The sequence below is a fragment of the Helicobacter mustelae genome (genome assembly GCF_900476215.1).
Classification (GTDB): Bacteria; Campylobacterota; Campylobacteria; order Campylobacterales; family Helicobacteraceae; genus Helicobacter_H; species Helicobacter_H mustelae.
This window is the reverse complement of the sequence record NZ_LS483446.1, coordinates 295,073-311,711: the sequence shown is the minus strand read 5'-3', so window position 1 is coordinate 311,711 and position 16,639 is coordinate 295,073. Positions and strand designations below refer to the sequence as shown.

At 41.2% G+C, this 16,639-nt stretch carries 15 protein-coding genes; all 15 read right to left on the bottom strand.

Annotated elements, in window-relative coordinates; translation table 11 throughout:
• Positions 1-103: 103 nt before the first annotated feature.
• A complete protein-coding gene (locus DQN48_RS01455; protein WP_170118050.1) occupies positions 104-2,890 on the bottom strand; it encodes an HD domain-containing phosphohydrolase in 2,787 nt (928 codons plus the stop codon).
• Complete coding sequence (locus DQN48_RS01450) at positions 2,877-4,049, bottom strand: HAMP domain-containing sensor histidine kinase (protein ID WP_013022617.1); 1,173 nt, start codon at positions 4,047-4,049, stop codon at positions 2,877-2,879. The genes DQN48_RS01455 and DQN48_RS01450 overlap by 14 nt, the downstream gene beginning before the upstream one ends.
• A gap of 71 nt (positions 4,050-4,120) precedes the next feature.
• The gene (locus DQN48_RS01445) at positions 4,121-4,786 is read right to left on the bottom strand and encodes a response regulator transcription factor (protein ID WP_013022616.1); all 666 of its coding nucleotides are present in this window, start codon (positions 4,784-4,786) and stop codon (positions 4,121-4,123) included.
• Between the two features lie 297 nt (positions 4,787-5,083).
• Positions 5,084-5,767 carry a potassium channel family protein gene (locus tag DQN48_RS01440; protein ID WP_013022615.1) on the bottom strand — a complete coding sequence of 228 codons (684 nt, stop codon included), beginning with the start codon at positions 5,765-5,767 and terminating at the stop codon, positions 5,084-5,086.
• Positions 5,768-5,778: 11 nt separating this feature from the next.
• Positions 5,779-7,122 carry a potassium transporter TrkG gene (locus DQN48_RS01435; protein ID WP_013022614.1) on the bottom strand — a complete coding sequence of 448 codons (1,344 nt, stop codon included), beginning with the start codon at positions 7,120-7,122 and terminating at the stop codon, positions 5,779-5,781.
• Positions 7,123-7,497: 375 nt separating this feature from the next.
• Positions 7,498-8,439 (bottom strand): lipid A biosynthesis lauroyl acyltransferase, encoded by a 942-nt coding sequence (locus tag DQN48_RS01425; protein WP_013022612.1) that lies wholly within the window; start codon positions 8,437-8,439, stop codon positions 7,498-7,500.
• Complete coding sequence (waaC, locus tag DQN48_RS01420) at positions 8,430-9,440, bottom strand: lipopolysaccharide heptosyltransferase I (RefSeq protein ID WP_013022611.1); 1,011 nt, start codon at positions 9,438-9,440, stop codon at positions 8,430-8,432. The genes DQN48_RS01425 and waaC overlap by 10 nt, the downstream gene beginning before the upstream one ends.
• The gene (locus DQN48_RS01415; protein ID WP_013022610.1) at positions 9,440-10,894 is read right to left on the bottom strand and encodes a Ppx/GppA phosphatase family protein; all 1,455 of its coding nucleotides are present in this window, start codon (positions 10,892-10,894) and stop codon (positions 9,440-9,442) included. Before DQN48_RS01415 ends, waaC begins: the two co-directional genes overlap by 1 nt.
• An 8-nt stretch (positions 10,895-10,902) precedes the next feature.
• Positions 10,903-11,154, bottom strand: a complete 252-nt coding sequence (locus DQN48_RS01410) for a YfhL family 4Fe-4S dicluster ferredoxin (RefSeq protein WP_013022609.1) — start codon at positions 11,152-11,154, stop codon at positions 10,903-10,905.
• A gap of 75 nt (positions 11,155-11,229) precedes the next feature.
• Positions 11,230-12,447 carry a tetratricopeptide repeat protein gene (locus tag DQN48_RS01405; protein ID WP_145980424.1) on the bottom strand — a complete coding sequence of 406 codons (1,218 nt, stop codon included), beginning with the start codon at positions 12,445-12,447 and terminating at the stop codon, positions 11,230-11,232.
• A 25-nt stretch (positions 12,448-12,472) separates the two neighbouring features.
• The gene (locus DQN48_RS01400; RefSeq protein WP_173051813.1) at positions 12,473-12,853 is read right to left on the bottom strand and encodes a YkgJ family cysteine cluster protein; all 381 of its coding nucleotides are present in this window, start codon (positions 12,851-12,853) and stop codon (positions 12,473-12,475) included.
• A gap of 15 nt (positions 12,854-12,868) precedes the next feature.
• Positions 12,869-14,278, bottom strand: coding sequence for an OprD family porin (locus DQN48_RS01395; protein ID WP_013022606.1), 1,410 nt, complete (start codon positions 14,276-14,278; stop codon positions 12,869-12,871).
• 279 nt (positions 14,279-14,557) lie between these two features.
• The gene (locus tag DQN48_RS01390) at positions 14,558-15,112 is read right to left on the bottom strand and encodes a hypothetical protein (protein WP_013022605.1); all 555 of its coding nucleotides are present in this window, start codon (positions 15,110-15,112) and stop codon (positions 14,558-14,560) included.
• Positions 15,113-15,141: 29 nt separating this feature from the next.
• Positions 15,142-15,657, bottom strand: coding sequence for a membrane protein (locus DQN48_RS01385; protein WP_013022604.1), 516 nt, complete (start codon positions 15,655-15,657; stop codon positions 15,142-15,144).
• 4 nt (positions 15,658-15,661) lie between these two features.
• Positions 15,662-16,621, bottom strand: a complete 960-nt coding sequence (locus tag DQN48_RS01380; RefSeq protein WP_013022603.1) for a hypothetical protein — start codon at positions 16,619-16,621, stop codon at positions 15,662-15,664.
• Between the last annotated feature and the right edge of the window lie 18 nt (positions 16,622-16,639).

Below are 16,639 nucleotides of genomic sequence, written 5' to 3'. Positions count from 1 at the left end.
AGCAAGCTTAGATGCTTAACAAAACACCCCCTGATTTTGTAAATGAGTTTGACTGCCTACAGGCCTCGCAAATAATAGCCATTCTATAGGCGATTTATTTTGGCTATTCTTCCACTGATATTCTCTGCCAATCACTGATAGAAACCATCCCACAAAGGGGTTGTAGCTGATTTTTTATAGCAGAGTTAGAGAGGCGGTGGTTAGAGCGACTAGAGTGTTTAGTGCCCCCCCCCCCGCAACTCTCTTCTTTTTGAGCAAAAAGGGAGGATGAATTTTTGTCCTGGTATTTCTTGCCAATTTCTAAGAAACGATCAAGATTTTCCAAAAACAAATCTAAGAGTTCTGGCTGGAATTGCTTGCCCCGCAGGGATTTTACATACTCTAACACCTTTGGCAGCGGCCAGGCTTTTTTGTAGCAGCGATCATTACTTAGCGCATCAAAAACATCAGCAAGTGCAGTGATGCGGCCAAATAATGGGATTTCCTCTCCTTGGATCCCTCTAGGATACCCCTCCCCATTCCACCATTCATGATGGCTTCCCGCAATCTCCCCTGCAGCCCTTAAGATCAGGCGATTGGAATTTTTGAAAATTTCCTCTCCAATTGTAGTATGGGTTTTCATAATCTCAAATTCCTCAGGGGTGAGCTTCCCAGATTTATTGAGAATGGCATCAGAGATCCCCACCTTTCCGATGTCATGCATGGGAGAGGCAATGCGCAGGAGTTCTTGATCTTCTTTAGAGCAGCCACATAGCTCTGCTAGCAGGGCAGAATACTCTGCTACTCGGATAATGTGATTTCCTGTCTCGCGGCTTTTCCCCTCACAAATTGCCCCCATCGAATAAATCACATCTTTTTGGATGGATTCAATTTCCTTCACACCCTCAATAATTTGCGTAATCTCCACGCCTACAGCGATAATCTCAAAGGGAATATCATTTAAGTCCTTGATAAAATAAGCCGCGCTTTGTATATAAACTTTCTTACCATCCTTACGTGTATACTCCAACACTCCTTCATAATACCCCTTCTCTACCAGATCTTTGCTGATTTTATCAAATTGCCTTTGCTCATTCACGGGAATAAAATCATAAATATTCTTTCCCAAAATCTCTTCTAACTTCAATCCCGTGATTTTTAAAAAAATCTCATTGCCATAAATAAAATTACGATTGAGATCCAATCGAAAAAAGCTTTGATTTTTATCAAGAATGCTTTGATATTGATCGAGCAAATATCGGCGCTCCTCATCACTGCGCTTGAGAAATATCGATTCACTCTCCAATGCCATGCGCTTGAGCTCATCAGCAGTGTCATCCATCTGCCCGATGATGTAGCGCATCACATTTCCCTCTCTATCCTTGATGGCTTTGATGATCATTTTGACATAATAGGGCGTGCCGTCTTTGCGATATTGGTAAATCTTCCCACTCCACTGCCCCTTCTCTGCCAAGATAGGAAGAATGCGATGAGTGATTTCTTCACGCGTCTGTGCATCGACAAATTCCAGGCAGTTTTTGCCCTGCACCTGACTGAAGTCATAAAGGGAAACCTGGCTAATCCTTTTGTTGCTATAAAGGATGTTTAATTCCGCATCTGCGATGATATGAAACATCAATTCATCCACAAATTCATAATAGGTCTCAAAATTTTTCGTCACCTCCATCACTTCCTGATTGACCCTATGCATGAGATTGGCCAATGTGCTCATCACAAGAGTACCCTTATCTAGATTTGCTCTAGCTTTTTGGAGAGAGGGCTTTTGACTCTCTTCAAAATCCCCCTCACACAAACAATAAAAGGTGTTAGTCAAGCCCAAAAATACATTTTGATCTCTGCAAGAATAAATCTCACCAAATGTAAAAAATCCACAGAGTGCGGGCTCGTCACGAAAGATTTTTAAAATACTCTCCATACCCTCCTTGCCAGAAAACATCAAGTGACCAATGCAAGAATACATATAAATGCCCTCGACATTTTTGGGGATCTTGGCATAGGCAAGCTCGGTATTGCGCGAGATATTCTCCATCAATCCAAAGCCAAATTTTACCTCAGTTCCTTCAGGGATATTGTCATTAAATACCACAGAGCCATCCTGGCAAATTTTCATGGCTACACGCGCAATGGGAACGCCATTGACCCTATAAATGAGCGGAAAAATGTAGGTGGTAGCATGCAGATTCTCCAATGCGGTTTTGCCCAGATAATGTTCAAAAACCTCGATAGCTTTTTTGTGATTGATTTCATAAACGATGTTGTGCTGGCTTTTGGTGATTTTTAGCGGAAGGCCGATGTCTTCCCAGCCAAAAACAAAATCACTTTGCACAGAAAGAATCTCAGAATCAATGCTAAGGCAAATCATGCCATGATCATAAATCCCATCATTATCCCCGATAAGACCCTGCATAGTGCCCATGTCATAGGGGTGGGATCTCCCTCCACAAAGCAGTAAACTAGGGAGTTCTTTTTTGATCGCCCCTAGCAAATCCTGATGATAAAAACTCCCACAGGCAATAAATACCACTAAAAGCTTTGTTTTCTCACTCGCAAGATTTTCTCGGATGTCTCTAGCAATCTCATCAATATCCCTATCTGCGGGATAATAAGCCCGCTTCAAGGTAGAATGCGAAAAGCAGCTGATGCTAATGAGGATTTGTGATGAGAAAATATTACCAGATACGATGGTTTCCCTCCCACTCTGGACGAGCAAAACCCTACAATCTAGCGCAGTATCAAAAAAATCTAGGAGTTCTTTAGCGATGTTTTTGTCTGCAACCCCCATGAAAATCTGCACAAAAAACTGCTCCTTGCTAACTTTCTGCACATTATGTGCAATCAACTCTCTACGCAATTGATCAAAATCTTTGAAAATAATATTACATACCCGCATTAAGCTTCTTCTTATCTCCATCCATATTTTTATTAAAATTTAATTGAAAGTGATGCATCCCATCAGCATAAAAATATTCAAATTCAATCCCCAAAACCTCAACAATTTCACTAACAATAGAAAGCCCTAAACCATATCCATCGATTTGGTCATATTTGACATCGCGATAAAAGGGCTTGAGATAATATTCAATTTCATGCTCTAGGGGCGAGCCTTTGTTGCTAACACGGATTTTGAAATCCTGCACACCAATGGCAATCTTCCCATCGCTGGAGTATTTTAGCGCATTTTCAACGAGATTTTTGACCACTATAGAAAGTAGGTGCAAATCACTCCTTATAGGGAATCTCTCTTTTATATCCACAGAGATTTTGCTCTCCTCCTCTTCAAAACCACTAAGCGCCTCTAGCAACAAATCCGTGCAACAAAAATCTTTTTTATTCACCGTGAGATTGCCGCTGTGGATGCTTTCAAATTCCAAAAGATTGTCACAAATTTTTTGCAGATCCATGATGTATTTTTGCAATTTTTTGTCATTGCCATCCAAATGAGACTTAATCCCAAGTAAAAGCTTCATTTTTGCAAGGGGGGTGCGCAATTCATGCCCGATGCCATAGAGCATTAGTTCTCGAGTCTTGAGAATCCTAGAGACTGTGCGCTGCTCTTCTGAAAATAGCTGGATGAGATTACCAATCTCACCTTTTGGTTTAGCGGAGATGGGAAAATTAAAATTTCCATCCCTAGAAGCCTTGAGCGCCTGAATCAAGCGCTCTATGGGATTTAGGGTCGCATAAAACATAACAAGAAAGATGATGAGTATAAGTGCTATGGGAAGCAACAATATCTGCAGGAAATACTCCTCCCAAAACATCCGATTGATTTGTTTGATGGCTACAAAATTCCTATTGGGATACTCCAGCAAAAATCCTACATAACTAGCATTTTTAAAAATCGTAACCCTAGGATTTGCATTTTCGTTGAAAAAAAGGGTGGCGACATCATCTGGGACCTCTGAAATAAGCCTGTAGTCAAACTCTCTAATCACATCATCCATGCCTGTGAAATCTCTTTTGCCATGGAGAAATGTGATGCTATGGATGAAGAGAAAGGTATCGTTTTTTAGTCGTTCATTTTGATGATTCTCGACAAACTTCCCCATCTCAAACCAGAGAATGAAGATAAAAAGGCAGGCCACCAAAAAAAAAAAAACAAAATTAAGGCGTAAGCTTCTCAGAGACAAAACTTATATCCGATCGCCCATACAGATTGGATGAATTTAGGCACCTTGGCAGAATCGCCAAGCTTGGTGCGAAGGTTGCGCACATGAGTGTCAATGCTGCGCAAAGAACTTTCCTCACGAATAGCACTAATGGCACTAACGATGGCTTCTCTAGAGACAGGATAGAGCCGATTTTCAATGAGAAGAATCAAAATTTCAAACTCGATGTTGGTGAGATTAACTCTCTTGCCATCAAGCAAAGCCTCGCGCTTTTGGATATTAATGCTAAGATTGTCAAATTCTAACTCCTTGGGCTTGAAACGACGCAAGAGCGCATGAATCCTAGCAATCAACTCTGCAGGCTCATAGGGCTTGGAGAGATAATCATCTGCCCCCCTCTCAAATCCTTGGATTTTGTTGTAAAGATCTGCGTGCGCACTGGAAATGATGATGGGGATGCTAGAAAAAGTTCGTATTTTTTTACACAACTCAAGGCCATTCATCTCTGGCAGAGTCAAATCCAAGATCAATAAATCAATGTTTTTCTGCTTTTCCAAAATCTCCAACGCCTCTGAGGAAGAAGCAGTGGCAATGACCTCAAAATTGGCTTGCTTAAGATAAGTGACAATCAACCTCTGAATTTCTAAATCATCTTCTACAAGAAGCAAATTACCCATATTTCACCCCTTCTGGAAAAAAATTCTCAATTTTTCGCCATTATACCAAAGAGTTTTTCAAAAAGGCCAAACCTGTGAATTTTTACAAAATCTCATCCTCATTTTTGCTACAAAAAAGAAGGAAATCCCAAACTCTCTTTACAAAATTCTCCAATTCCCTATCAATGCCGCCAAAACCCTTGATGCTCAGGAGTGGCGCAGTATCTCACACATAAAAACCAGCCAGACACTAGCCAAAAAGCTAACAAACCCTGTGAAAACTCGCGCTAAAACTCAATCAAATACGGATGCAATGGGTTATAATTTTTCAAATTTGGCGACATAAAAATCAATAGCCCTATCATTTCCTACAAATACCACAAAATCCTCATTAGAAACTTCATAATTGGGATCGAGGTGCATGTCCCAATAATCCCTGCGCTTGATGGCAATAATCTTGATTTCTTGGATTACCTTGCCACTCTCATCTTTTTTGATGCTAGATTCCTCAATCTCTTTGATTTTTCTTTTGCCAAAAATATCGCTTGCAAGGACTTTGCACATTTTGAAATTTCCGCTAATGAGCGAAACATCCGCTTTTGAAGTGAGCAATTCTGTAAGCAGGCGGCTAGCAGATTCTCGCTCAGGATAAATGACCTGATCTGCGCCAATTTTGCTTAGGATGTGCCCATGGGTTTTGTTGGTAGCCATGGCAATGATCTTGCGATTGCTAAGCTCCCTTAGCGCCATCACCGTGAGGATAGAGGCCTCAATCTCACCGATGGAAACGATGGTGATGTCAAGCTCACTCACGCCCGCTTCTTTGAGCGCGCTGGCATCTGTAGAATCCAGCACATACAAATCCTCCACATCCTCGCGAAAATCCCTGAAATTTTCTTGAGAATTATCGCAAATAATCAAACTCTCCCCCTGCTCCACCAATCCTCTTGCGATATAAGCACCAAATTTCCCAAGCCCAATCACTGCATAGGTTTTCTTCATTCCATCCTCTTTTATAAAATAATTTTTTCTTTTTGGTATTTGATACGACTTTCTTGAGCACTCCCAAACAACGCCAAGGTAAAGATCATCACCCCAGCCTTGCCAAGGATCATGGACAAAATAATCAAGGATTTTCCCGCATCATGAAAGCTCGCACTCAAAGACAAGATTCCACCATCGCCAGTAGAGATCCCTACATTGGAAAAAGCTGCATTGACCTCATACACCAGGGCAAAAAAATTCGTCTTAGGCTCAATGAGCGTCAATAGCAAAGAAAGCCCCAGAAAATAAACACCAGAAATGATAAACACCATCAATGCCCGCTGGATGCTCTCCTCACTGACTGCACGATTAAAAAGCCTCACTTCACTGCGGGTAAATACACTGCGAGCAAAAGCATAGAGCACGGCAATGGTAGTGACCTTGATGCCTGTGGCAGTCCCACCAGGAGCGCCACCAATGAGCATGAAAATGATGGAAAAAAACAGCGAGGAATCCCTCAAGCCAGACATATCATAGGACACAAAGCCAGCGGTGCGATAATTCACAGAGCTAAAAACCGCAGCAATAATCCTCTCAAAAAATCCAAAACTCCCAAAGGTCTCAGGATTATCCCATTCTAAAACAAGCAACATCATCGCACAGAGCACAATGAGCAAAATACTCACGCTAAAGACAATTTTAAAATGCAAAGAGAAGCGATGTTTTCTTTGTTTTGTGACTCTGTTAAGCAGAAAAAAACGCAGCTCTACTAGGCAAATATAGCCAATTCCACCCAAAAAAATCAGCACGCAAATCACAGTGTTGACCAACACATCGGTACGAAAATCAATCAGACTATTGGGAAAGACAGAAAAACCACCATTATTAAAAGCAGAGATGGCATGAAAAACCCCATACCAGATGCCATCAGCAAGACCAAAGCGCAGGCTAAAATCAATGCTTAATAAAATGGCTCCAATGAGCTCTACAAAAAATACATAAATAAGAATCTTTTTGATGAAGTCGGTGAGATCGTCGTAATTTGCGTGATTGAGCGCCTCTTTGAGGATGTTTCTCTCAGCATTTCCCATGCGTCTGCGAAAGAGCAGATAAATGAGTCCTAGCATCGTCATATAACCAAATCCCCCAAGCTGAATCAAAAACAAAATGATGACATGTCCTGTGGAGGTAAAATCTAGGGCTGTGTCTTTGATGATGAGTCCTGTGCAGGTAAGCGCGCTTGTGGCAGTGAAAAATGCATCAATGAAGCTGATGTGACCCTTGTGAGAAAAAGGCAGGGAGAGGAGGAATGAGCCAATTAATGCGATGCCAAAATAAGACAATAACAAAAATTTAATACTTTTAAGATTCATGCATACCTTAAAAAATGAGCATTATAACATTTTTTTATTTCCCAAAACACATGGCAGTAAATAAAATTTAGCAAAAAGGAAAAAATCTCACATATGAAAATTCCATAAAAAGCAGGCCGCAAACAGGCCAAAAACTGGGGTACTACAAAAAATCTCTGCAATACAGAGCAGAGCTGTGAGCTTGAAAATCCCACAAGCAGGCTAGCAAAATCACTAGAAGAATCTCTACAAAAATCACAGAAAACAAAAGAGAGAACCACGCAAAGAAAGCAAGTAGTTTTATCCCAACTCACAAGCAGCATGCCAATGAAGTTGGGATGCCAAAAATCCCACGGGCTACAAAGCAATCGCGCATAGACAAATCCAAGCAAAAACTCAAGATTCACGCGCATAGAGCTCAGGATAAAAGCTCTTCCATCGTTTGTGAAACCAAAACCAACTTGCGGGATTTTTGCGGATCATGGATTCGATGATTTGGGCTTGTTTTTGGGTGCAAGAGAGGATGTCTTGTTGCATATCCTGGGTATTTTCGCAGCAAAAAGCGGGCAAAACATGGACTACAAAATGGGAATAATCTTCATTGAAATCAATGAGAATGGGCACCATATTCACACCAAAGCGCCGAGAAATCACTGAGGCAATCGTGGTATGCGTGGCCCTCTTCCCCATAAATTCCACCTCCACACCCTCATTAATGGAGATATTTTGATCCACCAAGATCCCTGTGCCGATATTTTTGGTCTGATAGATTTTTAGCAATTTCTTGAATGCGCCCTTTTTGTCAATCAACTTCACCCCAAAAATCTCACGCCTTTTTATGATCATCTCATTGACAAAAGCAAAATCCGTAAGTCTCCCCAGCGAGTAGAATTGATAGTCTTTGTGATTTTCCACATCTTTGTTGATTGCCAGTGGCACAGCGGTACCAAAGGATTCCCAATAGCCATAATGCGCAGAAATTAGCACCACATTTTTGTTTTGGCGCAGGAGGGAGAAAAAATTTTCTTTGCCATGAAATTCAAAACGCGCGAAATATTTCTCTACATTCAAATAAGGTAGACGGATGCTCTCTAGCAATACAAATACAAAATTTCTATAACATCGCTTGATGATTGCCCTCTTTTGCTCCCTGCTATATTCCTCTCCATAGATGAAATCTAGATTCTTCATAGCATCCTGGTAGCGCCTTTTATCTAGCATCCTAGCCAAAAAGCCAAGCGCACAAATCATGGCATAAAACATGCAGTGAGGGATCTTGGCTAGCACAAATCCAAATAATGCAATCATGGCCTTGAAAATCAAAGAAACTAAAGGCATAGGATCCTCTCTGCTTGTTCAAAAATTTCTTGGGGAGGGATGTTATTGATAGAAAAATCTTTTTTGTCATAATTTGCACAGACATTGCCGCTTAGCGCGATATTTCGCACACCTCCAAGCGCAAAGCGCTGCATGGGTGTGTTGCCATATAAGGTGATGCTAGCATTTTCTAGCGCCCAGGATAGATGCGTGATGCCCGTATCCCCGCCGATGACAAGATCCACGCTTGCTACTAGTGCCTTGATGCAATCCAGATTCATCTTTGGCAAAATCTTGATAAAGGGATAGTTTTGCGCACGAGCAAAAATCTCATAGGCCTTTGTCTCATCTTGATGTCGCAATAGCAAAATCCCAAACTCTCTTTTTTGCAGCAATTCCACCAATAAACAGAAATTCTGCGTGCTATAAGTCTTGGAGGGAATGGATGCCTCTAAAAGCAGCAAGATATTGGCTCTATTGGGAAAAAGATGGGCCTTGATAAAAGCAAGAGCACTTTGGCCAAAGCCAAAAATTTGCCTGCGCTTAGCAAAATTCTGCTCTAACAAGGATTGCAAATCTAGTCCCAATGCATCACAAATCACTTTGGCATTGCGCTGTAAAATTGGCGCATCATAGGGGATTTGGACTTTTTGATCATAGAAATAACTCGCCAAAGATTCACGAATGGAATTTCTATCAAATCCCACAAATTTTTTGCTTTGCAAAAGCTTGCCAATGATTGCAGACTTAAAAAGTCCTTGCATGTCAATGACACAGTCATATTCTTGGCCATGCAAAGTGCGCGCAAGGGCATAGAGCTCTTTGATTGCAAGGCTTTTGACTAGGCGCTTTAGGGCAATGGGATGGACTTGCAGGCATGGGGAGTGCTGCAAAATCTCAGCAAAGCGCTCATCCACATACCAATGGATCTCACATCTAAGCCTCTCATAGAGCGCACCAAGCACGGCCGCGCTAACAATCACATCCCCCAGTGCAGAAAGTCGGATAATTGCTATCTTCATCACAAAAATAGCAAAGAGAGGTTTTTGGGACGCGAAAGCTTGCTGACCTTTTCTTTGAGCAAGAAGTCATTTTTAGCCCCATAGATTTTGAGCACTTCCTGACTGGCCTCAAAATCTATCTTGTCATGCAGGGTGCCCTCCAAGATCTTAGCAAGACTTAGAATGTAGCTTAGAATCTGGATGGCTGGAAGCTCTTTAGGATCAATGTTGTAGCGCAATAAATCCACATCCTTGGGGGTTTTTTTCTCTGAGAATTCAACAAGCAAAGAAATGATACTCCGCTCTCTATAAGAAAATCCATAACTTAAGATTTGCATAACCATATAAGAACCATGATGATGCATGTGATAAAAATCCACGAACATCCCAATCCTTGAGGCAAGCGCAGCAATACCTAATAGATACTTATGGGAATCTTTGAGTTTGTAGGAAATCTTAAAAAGTTCAAAAAGCTTATTGCTGATTTCTTTGATTTTTGCACCATTTGGAGGGACAAATTTATCTTTGAGATACTGCAATGATGGGTTGATGCCATTGGGGAAGGTGTGGTGATGACTGCGTAGTAAATCTGCCAAAAACACCCCCTCGCGCACACCCACACCACAAGTAGTGATTCTCTTGCTTTTGAAGCGCTCTAACAACATGCACAAGATTAGCACCCCGCTCTGGATATTATCCTGACGATCTTCACTCACGCCAAGATCTGATAACTTTTCTTGCTTTGACTTGATGATTTTATGAAAGAAATCGAGATTTTTTCTGACATCAATCTCATATCCATGGAGTGCGGTGATACAGTGAGAATCCTGCTTGGAAATCATTTTGGCAAGTGCACGAATGGTGCCTCCAATGCCAAAAATATTTTCATGCACAAAATGTGCAGGCAGATGGATTATCTGCTTTTGGATAAAGGCTCTCGCCTCTTTGAGATCAAGCTGCTTGTCAAGAAACAACTCTTTAATACGAATGGTGCCAATATCTAAAGACATCAACCCCTTGATCTTTCCATTTTCAATGAGCGCACATTCCGTGCTCCCGCCTCCGATATCAATCATTACTCCGCTGCGATTATGGGAGAGATTGGCACTTGCCACTGCTCCAAAAAACGCCTCTTTGCTCCCATCAATGACCTTGACTTTGATGCCACACTGCTGCCACACACGCTTGATGAATTCCTGTCTATTTGGCGCATCTCTTACCGCACTCGTAGCCACACACAAAATCTTGCGACTTTTATAAAGTTTGGCAATCTTAGCAAAATCGCTAAGCACACTAATGGCCGATCGCATGGGGATTTCTTGAAGCATCCCGCCCATCTCATAGCTACCCTCTGAGATTCGCACCTTGGATTTGATCTCACGGATTAGAGAAAAGCCAAAACGACTAGTTTTTTGGAAAACCGCCATTCTGACGGAATTGGAGCCAATATCAATGACGGTGGTGATTTTTGCCATTCTTTTTATTATTCACCATGGCTCAATCGTTCGAATTTATAGCGCAACTCCTCCATGCTCTCTGCATTATCAGGATCTGGGATAATAGCATCCACGGGGCACACTGCCACACAGCTTGGCTCATCATAAAAGCCAACACACTCTGTACAAAGATCGGGATCTATCATGTAGATGGGATCGCCCTCCTCAATGGCGCTATTGGGACACTCTTCTCTACACGCATCACAGGCTATACATTCTTCATCAATCAACAAAGACATCTCATAACTCCAAATTTAAATTGTCTACTTCTAACAAAAAAGATTTAATTCTAATTAAAAATTGAAAAAATATCACTAATGCGCACATTTCTTAATCAAATCGAAATGTTTTTTTAACTCCCCATCCTGTTCGACTTGCTGACGCGGAATATTAGCAAAAATCCCCTGTGCCTGTGCACAATCTCCCAGCTTATAATATCCCCAGGCCAAAGAATCAATATAGGCAATGGAGTTAGGTGCGACCTGCAGAGCTTTTTTGATTAGTGCAATCCCCTTGCGAATGCCAAGATCATGCTCGATTAACATATAGCCCAAAAAGTTATAAAAATAGGCATCTTCATTATTGGGATTTTCCTTGTTGACTTCGCGTTGGACATTGCGATATTCAATGGCCTGCTCCAATTCAGCGATGATTTTTTTTAGCTGCGGTTTTTTGATTTTGTTTTGAGATTGGTAATAATAAATCGCACTCCAAGCCAAGTATTTTGCCTCCTTCTTGCTATCATAGATCTTTTTTGCCTGCAGGGAGGCCTCCTTCCATTTGTTTTGGGCTACAAGCAAATCCAAAAGCAGAGCATCATCAAAGGGGAATTCTTTGGCGATCTCTTCAGCCTTGTCGAATTTCTTTTGGTTGATGAGAACTTGGAGATAATATCTAGCATTCTGGATGTTGGGATGGTGTTCATAATGCTCTTTGAAGATTTTTAGCGCAATGGCGTTTTTGTTGAATTGATTAAATACACTAATGGCCTTGATGCAGAGATCCTCAGAACACCAACTATTTTTCAAAAAATCCTCTAGCTTTTCCACTGCCTTTTCGTTTTCATTTTTAGCAAAATAAATTGCAAGGATTTTTTTTAGCGCCTCTTCTTCTTTGGAGACTCGATAATACTCCTCTAGCAGTGGCAGAGCCTTGTTGAATTGCTTTTGATTGAGATAGAGGGTGCCCAAAATATTATCCAGCATGGGGGTATCTTCTTGCTGTTTGATGGCCTCAAGAAGCACAATAGCCTTTTTGAGCTCGCCTTTTTTGATATAGCTATCCACGATAATTTTGCTAGTTGGCAGATCCTTTGTATCTTTGGAGACATTCTGATAGAGCAGGGCATATTTGAGCGCATCGCCAAGATCTCCGCTGCTGGCATACACGATGCTCAGCTGCCGTGCATATGCAATCTGCTTGGTCTCTTCATAGAGTTTTGTATAAATCTCTTTGGCCCGCTTGAAATCTCCGTTAACAAGGGCATCAACACCCAAAAAAATCTGCAAATCCTCTTTGGCATCGCCAAACAATGGCAGCAGTAATAGAAAAAATATTTTAGTGATGCGTCTTATCAAAACCGATCCCCATGCATTCTTTTTTTAGTTCATCAAGATGTTTCCCATCTCTGTAGATATCCCAAAAAGGAAAGGTGCGACACTGCTTGGGACGCACTTCATAGATCTGACATTTTTTGGAGTCAGGATCAAAAAACACACACGCGTGCCCCAGGCTGGATGCCCTTTCGATTAAGGAAAACTTATAGCCTACCTTTTTAACATATTTTTTCGTAAATTCATCAAACAAAATCCCCAAGTGCAGCGCGATCTCTTGCATTTCCTTGATCGTGCAAAAGATATAACCACTCTCACCCACGCAGCACTTCCCTCCACAAGCATTACAAGCAGATCCATCAAAGCTAAATTTAAAATCCTGCAAACTCATCATCTCCTCCTAAAAATTATACAAGAAAGTGACTTGACCTCTTGTAATTTCCATGCCTCCAAGCAATTGAGAGAGCACAAAACCTACACTAAAATCCTTGGTCGCTTGGTAAAGAATCTGTGGGGAAATCTCATATACATTGATATTTTTTGTGAGATTGTTTGGCTTACCCACTACAGCCCCTCCCCTATCCCCAGGTGTCCCGGCAATCTTGGGGCTTGCGCTTAGCATGAACGCCATTCTATTATGCCCTCCCACAAAGGCGAAATCAATCCCTACGCGCACTTTGTTGATTTGGTAGCTGTGGGTGGTATAGGCAAGAATGATATCTGTATCCCTAAAGCCACCCGTACCAGTCCAACCAAATCCTAGCACTCCACCGGCAATGATTTGGTTCCAGAGCTGTCCTCCATATTTGAAGCCCCCTTTGTTATCTAGCATGACGCCATAGCCCTGCCCAAAGCTACCCATATATCCAATATCCCCTAGATAGCCCTTGTATTTAAAGGCCATTCTGAGATTATATGCCCCTCTATCTCTAGCGTAAGTCACACCCTTCCCAAGTGCACTCATCTTTGTGGTGAAATAATCTTTGAGGGCGCCGGCTTTAGAGAAAAAATGAGGATTTTCATACATCTGCAGATAGCCAATTTGCCCCATCAAATCCAGTTTAAAATCACCAAAATCAAAGGTATAGCCCACGTCAGCAAACACCATGGCATCAAATAATTTATTTGCATAGGCATAATAAAATGTCCCGCGCAAATTACTGACCCCCACAGAATCAAAACTCCCTGCCCAACCTGCAATCACGAGATTGTTACCAATTCCCTTGAACCCGTCATTTTTGCCATTGGGATTGGTATCTAGGCCAAATGCTCTTGTCGCAGTTTGTAGCATGAGATTATCTGTCATCCAAGAATCATAAATAGCAATTCGAAAATCCATGGCCTGGATAGATCGGTTTTCTAGTGCCACTCCTATCCCTCTATCGCCATAAATAGTGGTGAAGTTTAGCGGAGAATTGATCTGCATGACGCCCAGCCTGACATCTGTTTTTGCCTTGTCAAATTTTTTGTTTACAAAGAGATTGGATATATTGAAAAAATCCAGTTGGTTATTGTAACGAAACGATCTGCTAGAGCCGATGAAATCATCTGAGGTATTGCTTTGTGGTGCCGAAGAACCTGCGGCAAAGAAGATCCCAGTCGTGAAGCTATATCCATTAACTTCACCAGAAGTAAAATTGGGCTTGAAGAAAATCTGATAACCCCTGCCTCTACCATCTGGCCCCCCAGTCACAGTATATTTCACCCTTGCATAACCATCGATGCTTGCATTCTCTACCAAATCTTTGAGTTTACCTGCCTGCACTCCCATGAGTCCAAGCCCAACCATCATTAACAATACTTTTTTCATCCTCTTTCCTTTTTGTTTTGATAAGCTGACTTACCCGTCCCCATTATCATGATTTTTCATGAAAATCAACTGAAAAAAATCCCTATTTTTTATTTTGTTGTTATTTGTTTATTGTTCTTTGATGTAGGAAATGAGGCTTGCAAGAGAAAGAAAAAGGTTTGCATCAGATCTTGCATCTTTCAAAATACCTGAAAATCTTGGCATACGAATGTTTTTGACCCCAAGGGAGATTTTCCTAGCTGGCATCAGGGTTTTATCCAGAGACTTGGATCTAGCGCCCTATCTAATAGTGCGTTTGCTTTGGATGATGAAACGCACAGACAATTGATCCTCTTTAGTTTTGATGACAAAGGGAACGAGTACGCGTAAATTCATTGAAGCATTTTTGACTCCATCAAAAAAATCCCGAATGGCCTGCAAATTTTTTGCCACCACCTCAGCGCGAAACTCCCTCTCATAAAATCCTGTCTTCTCATCGCTGCGCTCTTCGCCCTTGGAGATGCTCACTTGTGAGAAAAAACGCTCCAAAAAATCCTTGAGATCCTTTGTGCTAATCTCGCGATGCAGCGAATCTAGCAATCTTTTGTTCTCACGAGAGAAAAGCATGTAGGCCCCCTGCACATCATTGAATTTCTTTGTTGTCACCTCTAGCACGACATGATTCCTGCTTTGCTTCTCCGCAGTGAATTTGTATTTTTTTATCATAGGAAAGAGCAGATAGCTCACCCCCATGCCAACTAAACACAAAAACAGAAGACAAAACAGCATGTTTTTAATGACAAGCTCAGAGTCCAGATTGGAAAGCCAGTTTTTTTGGGGATCTTTTTCTTCCATACCTCTCCTAAGTTACTCAGTTTCTTTTCTCATTGCAGCAATGCATTTTGGGAGTGGCTTTCTGAGACGAATTTATACCAGCCATTAGAGAGCATATAAAATGTCACTTCACTCTGATCAAAGATTGCTTTGAGGGGGTTTTGCAAAAGATATTTGAAAACCTCTTTTGAGGGGGTGATGCCCTTTATCACCAACGCATCGCTATCAATCTGGATGTAGTTGATGGTGATTTGATCGGGAATGAGATTTAAAAAATTGATAATTCCATCTTTGATGATGTAGTTATCAATATCATCGGATTTGATGATATTGAGCTCAAGCTCCGCTCTCTTATGCTTGGCAGTGATTTTTTGGATCTCTTCTTCAAAAAAACTCAATCTCTTGCCATAGCCATCCATCTCATGATCTGCGATCTCTACTTGGATATTAAGCACGATATAAAACACTCCAATCACACCAAGGGCTAGAAAAATATACAGCCACCAAATCTCCACAATCCTGCTAAAAATCCGCTTTGGTTGGGCTTCAATAAAGCTATATTTCATTTCTCTATGCTCCAAATTCCAAGCGCATGACATTAAGCAATTCTGCATTAAGGTCAATACGCTTTTTTTTGATATCTAGCAAGATGGCATCTGAAATGGTTTTGAGATTTTCTTCCATGATGCCCACGCTATCCAAAATCACAATCTCCTCAACAAATCTCTCCTCATACAAATCATTAGAATAAAATTCATTCAAAGAATTTTTGATGATGTCTGATACCACAGAGACCTGTGTAATGTCATAAATAGTCTGCTCGACATGTTTTTTTTCTTCTTCTTCATTTTCCTCATCCAAAAAATGAAAATCTTCAAAATCCCCCAGCTCCTCCAATTCCTCCATCATATCAAAGGTATTTTCTAGAGGATTGTGAGCATATTTGAGATGCTCTTGGGCCTGGGAAATCTCACTGCCAATCATAAAATACCCTGCAAAATAGGCCTCTTTGCAATCAGCAATCATGATGGCAATATTGCTCTTTTCATACAAAATATACAGGCGCAAGGAGGTATCTAGCTCTTTTTTGAGAAAGAGCCAAGACACAATAAAGGGAGAAAAAATATAATCCACTCCGCCAAAACGCTCAAATTCTTTCTGGATGCTTTGGATTTCACTTTTTTTGATGTAGACCCCCCATGTGTCCACCTTGAGGGTTTGGCAGTCTTTGATATCCACCCCACTGCTCTCCAAAATCTCTAGCTTTTTGGGATGATAGACACCCTGATTATAGGTCTTTGCCATCACGCCCAGATAAGAGAAGGGATAACGCCGCTTGTAATTCTTGACAAATTTAATTACATCCATGGGCAATTGCCCCTCTAGGATTTTAAACTCTTTATCAAGATGTTCCACTGTTTTATTTTCTTTGATGCGCAAGACTTTTACACTACAGATAAATGCATCAATATTAATCAAAATAAAAACATTGGAAAATAATGGGCGCAGGGATTTGTCTAGTCCAAACATCTCTCTCTCTTCTTTCCA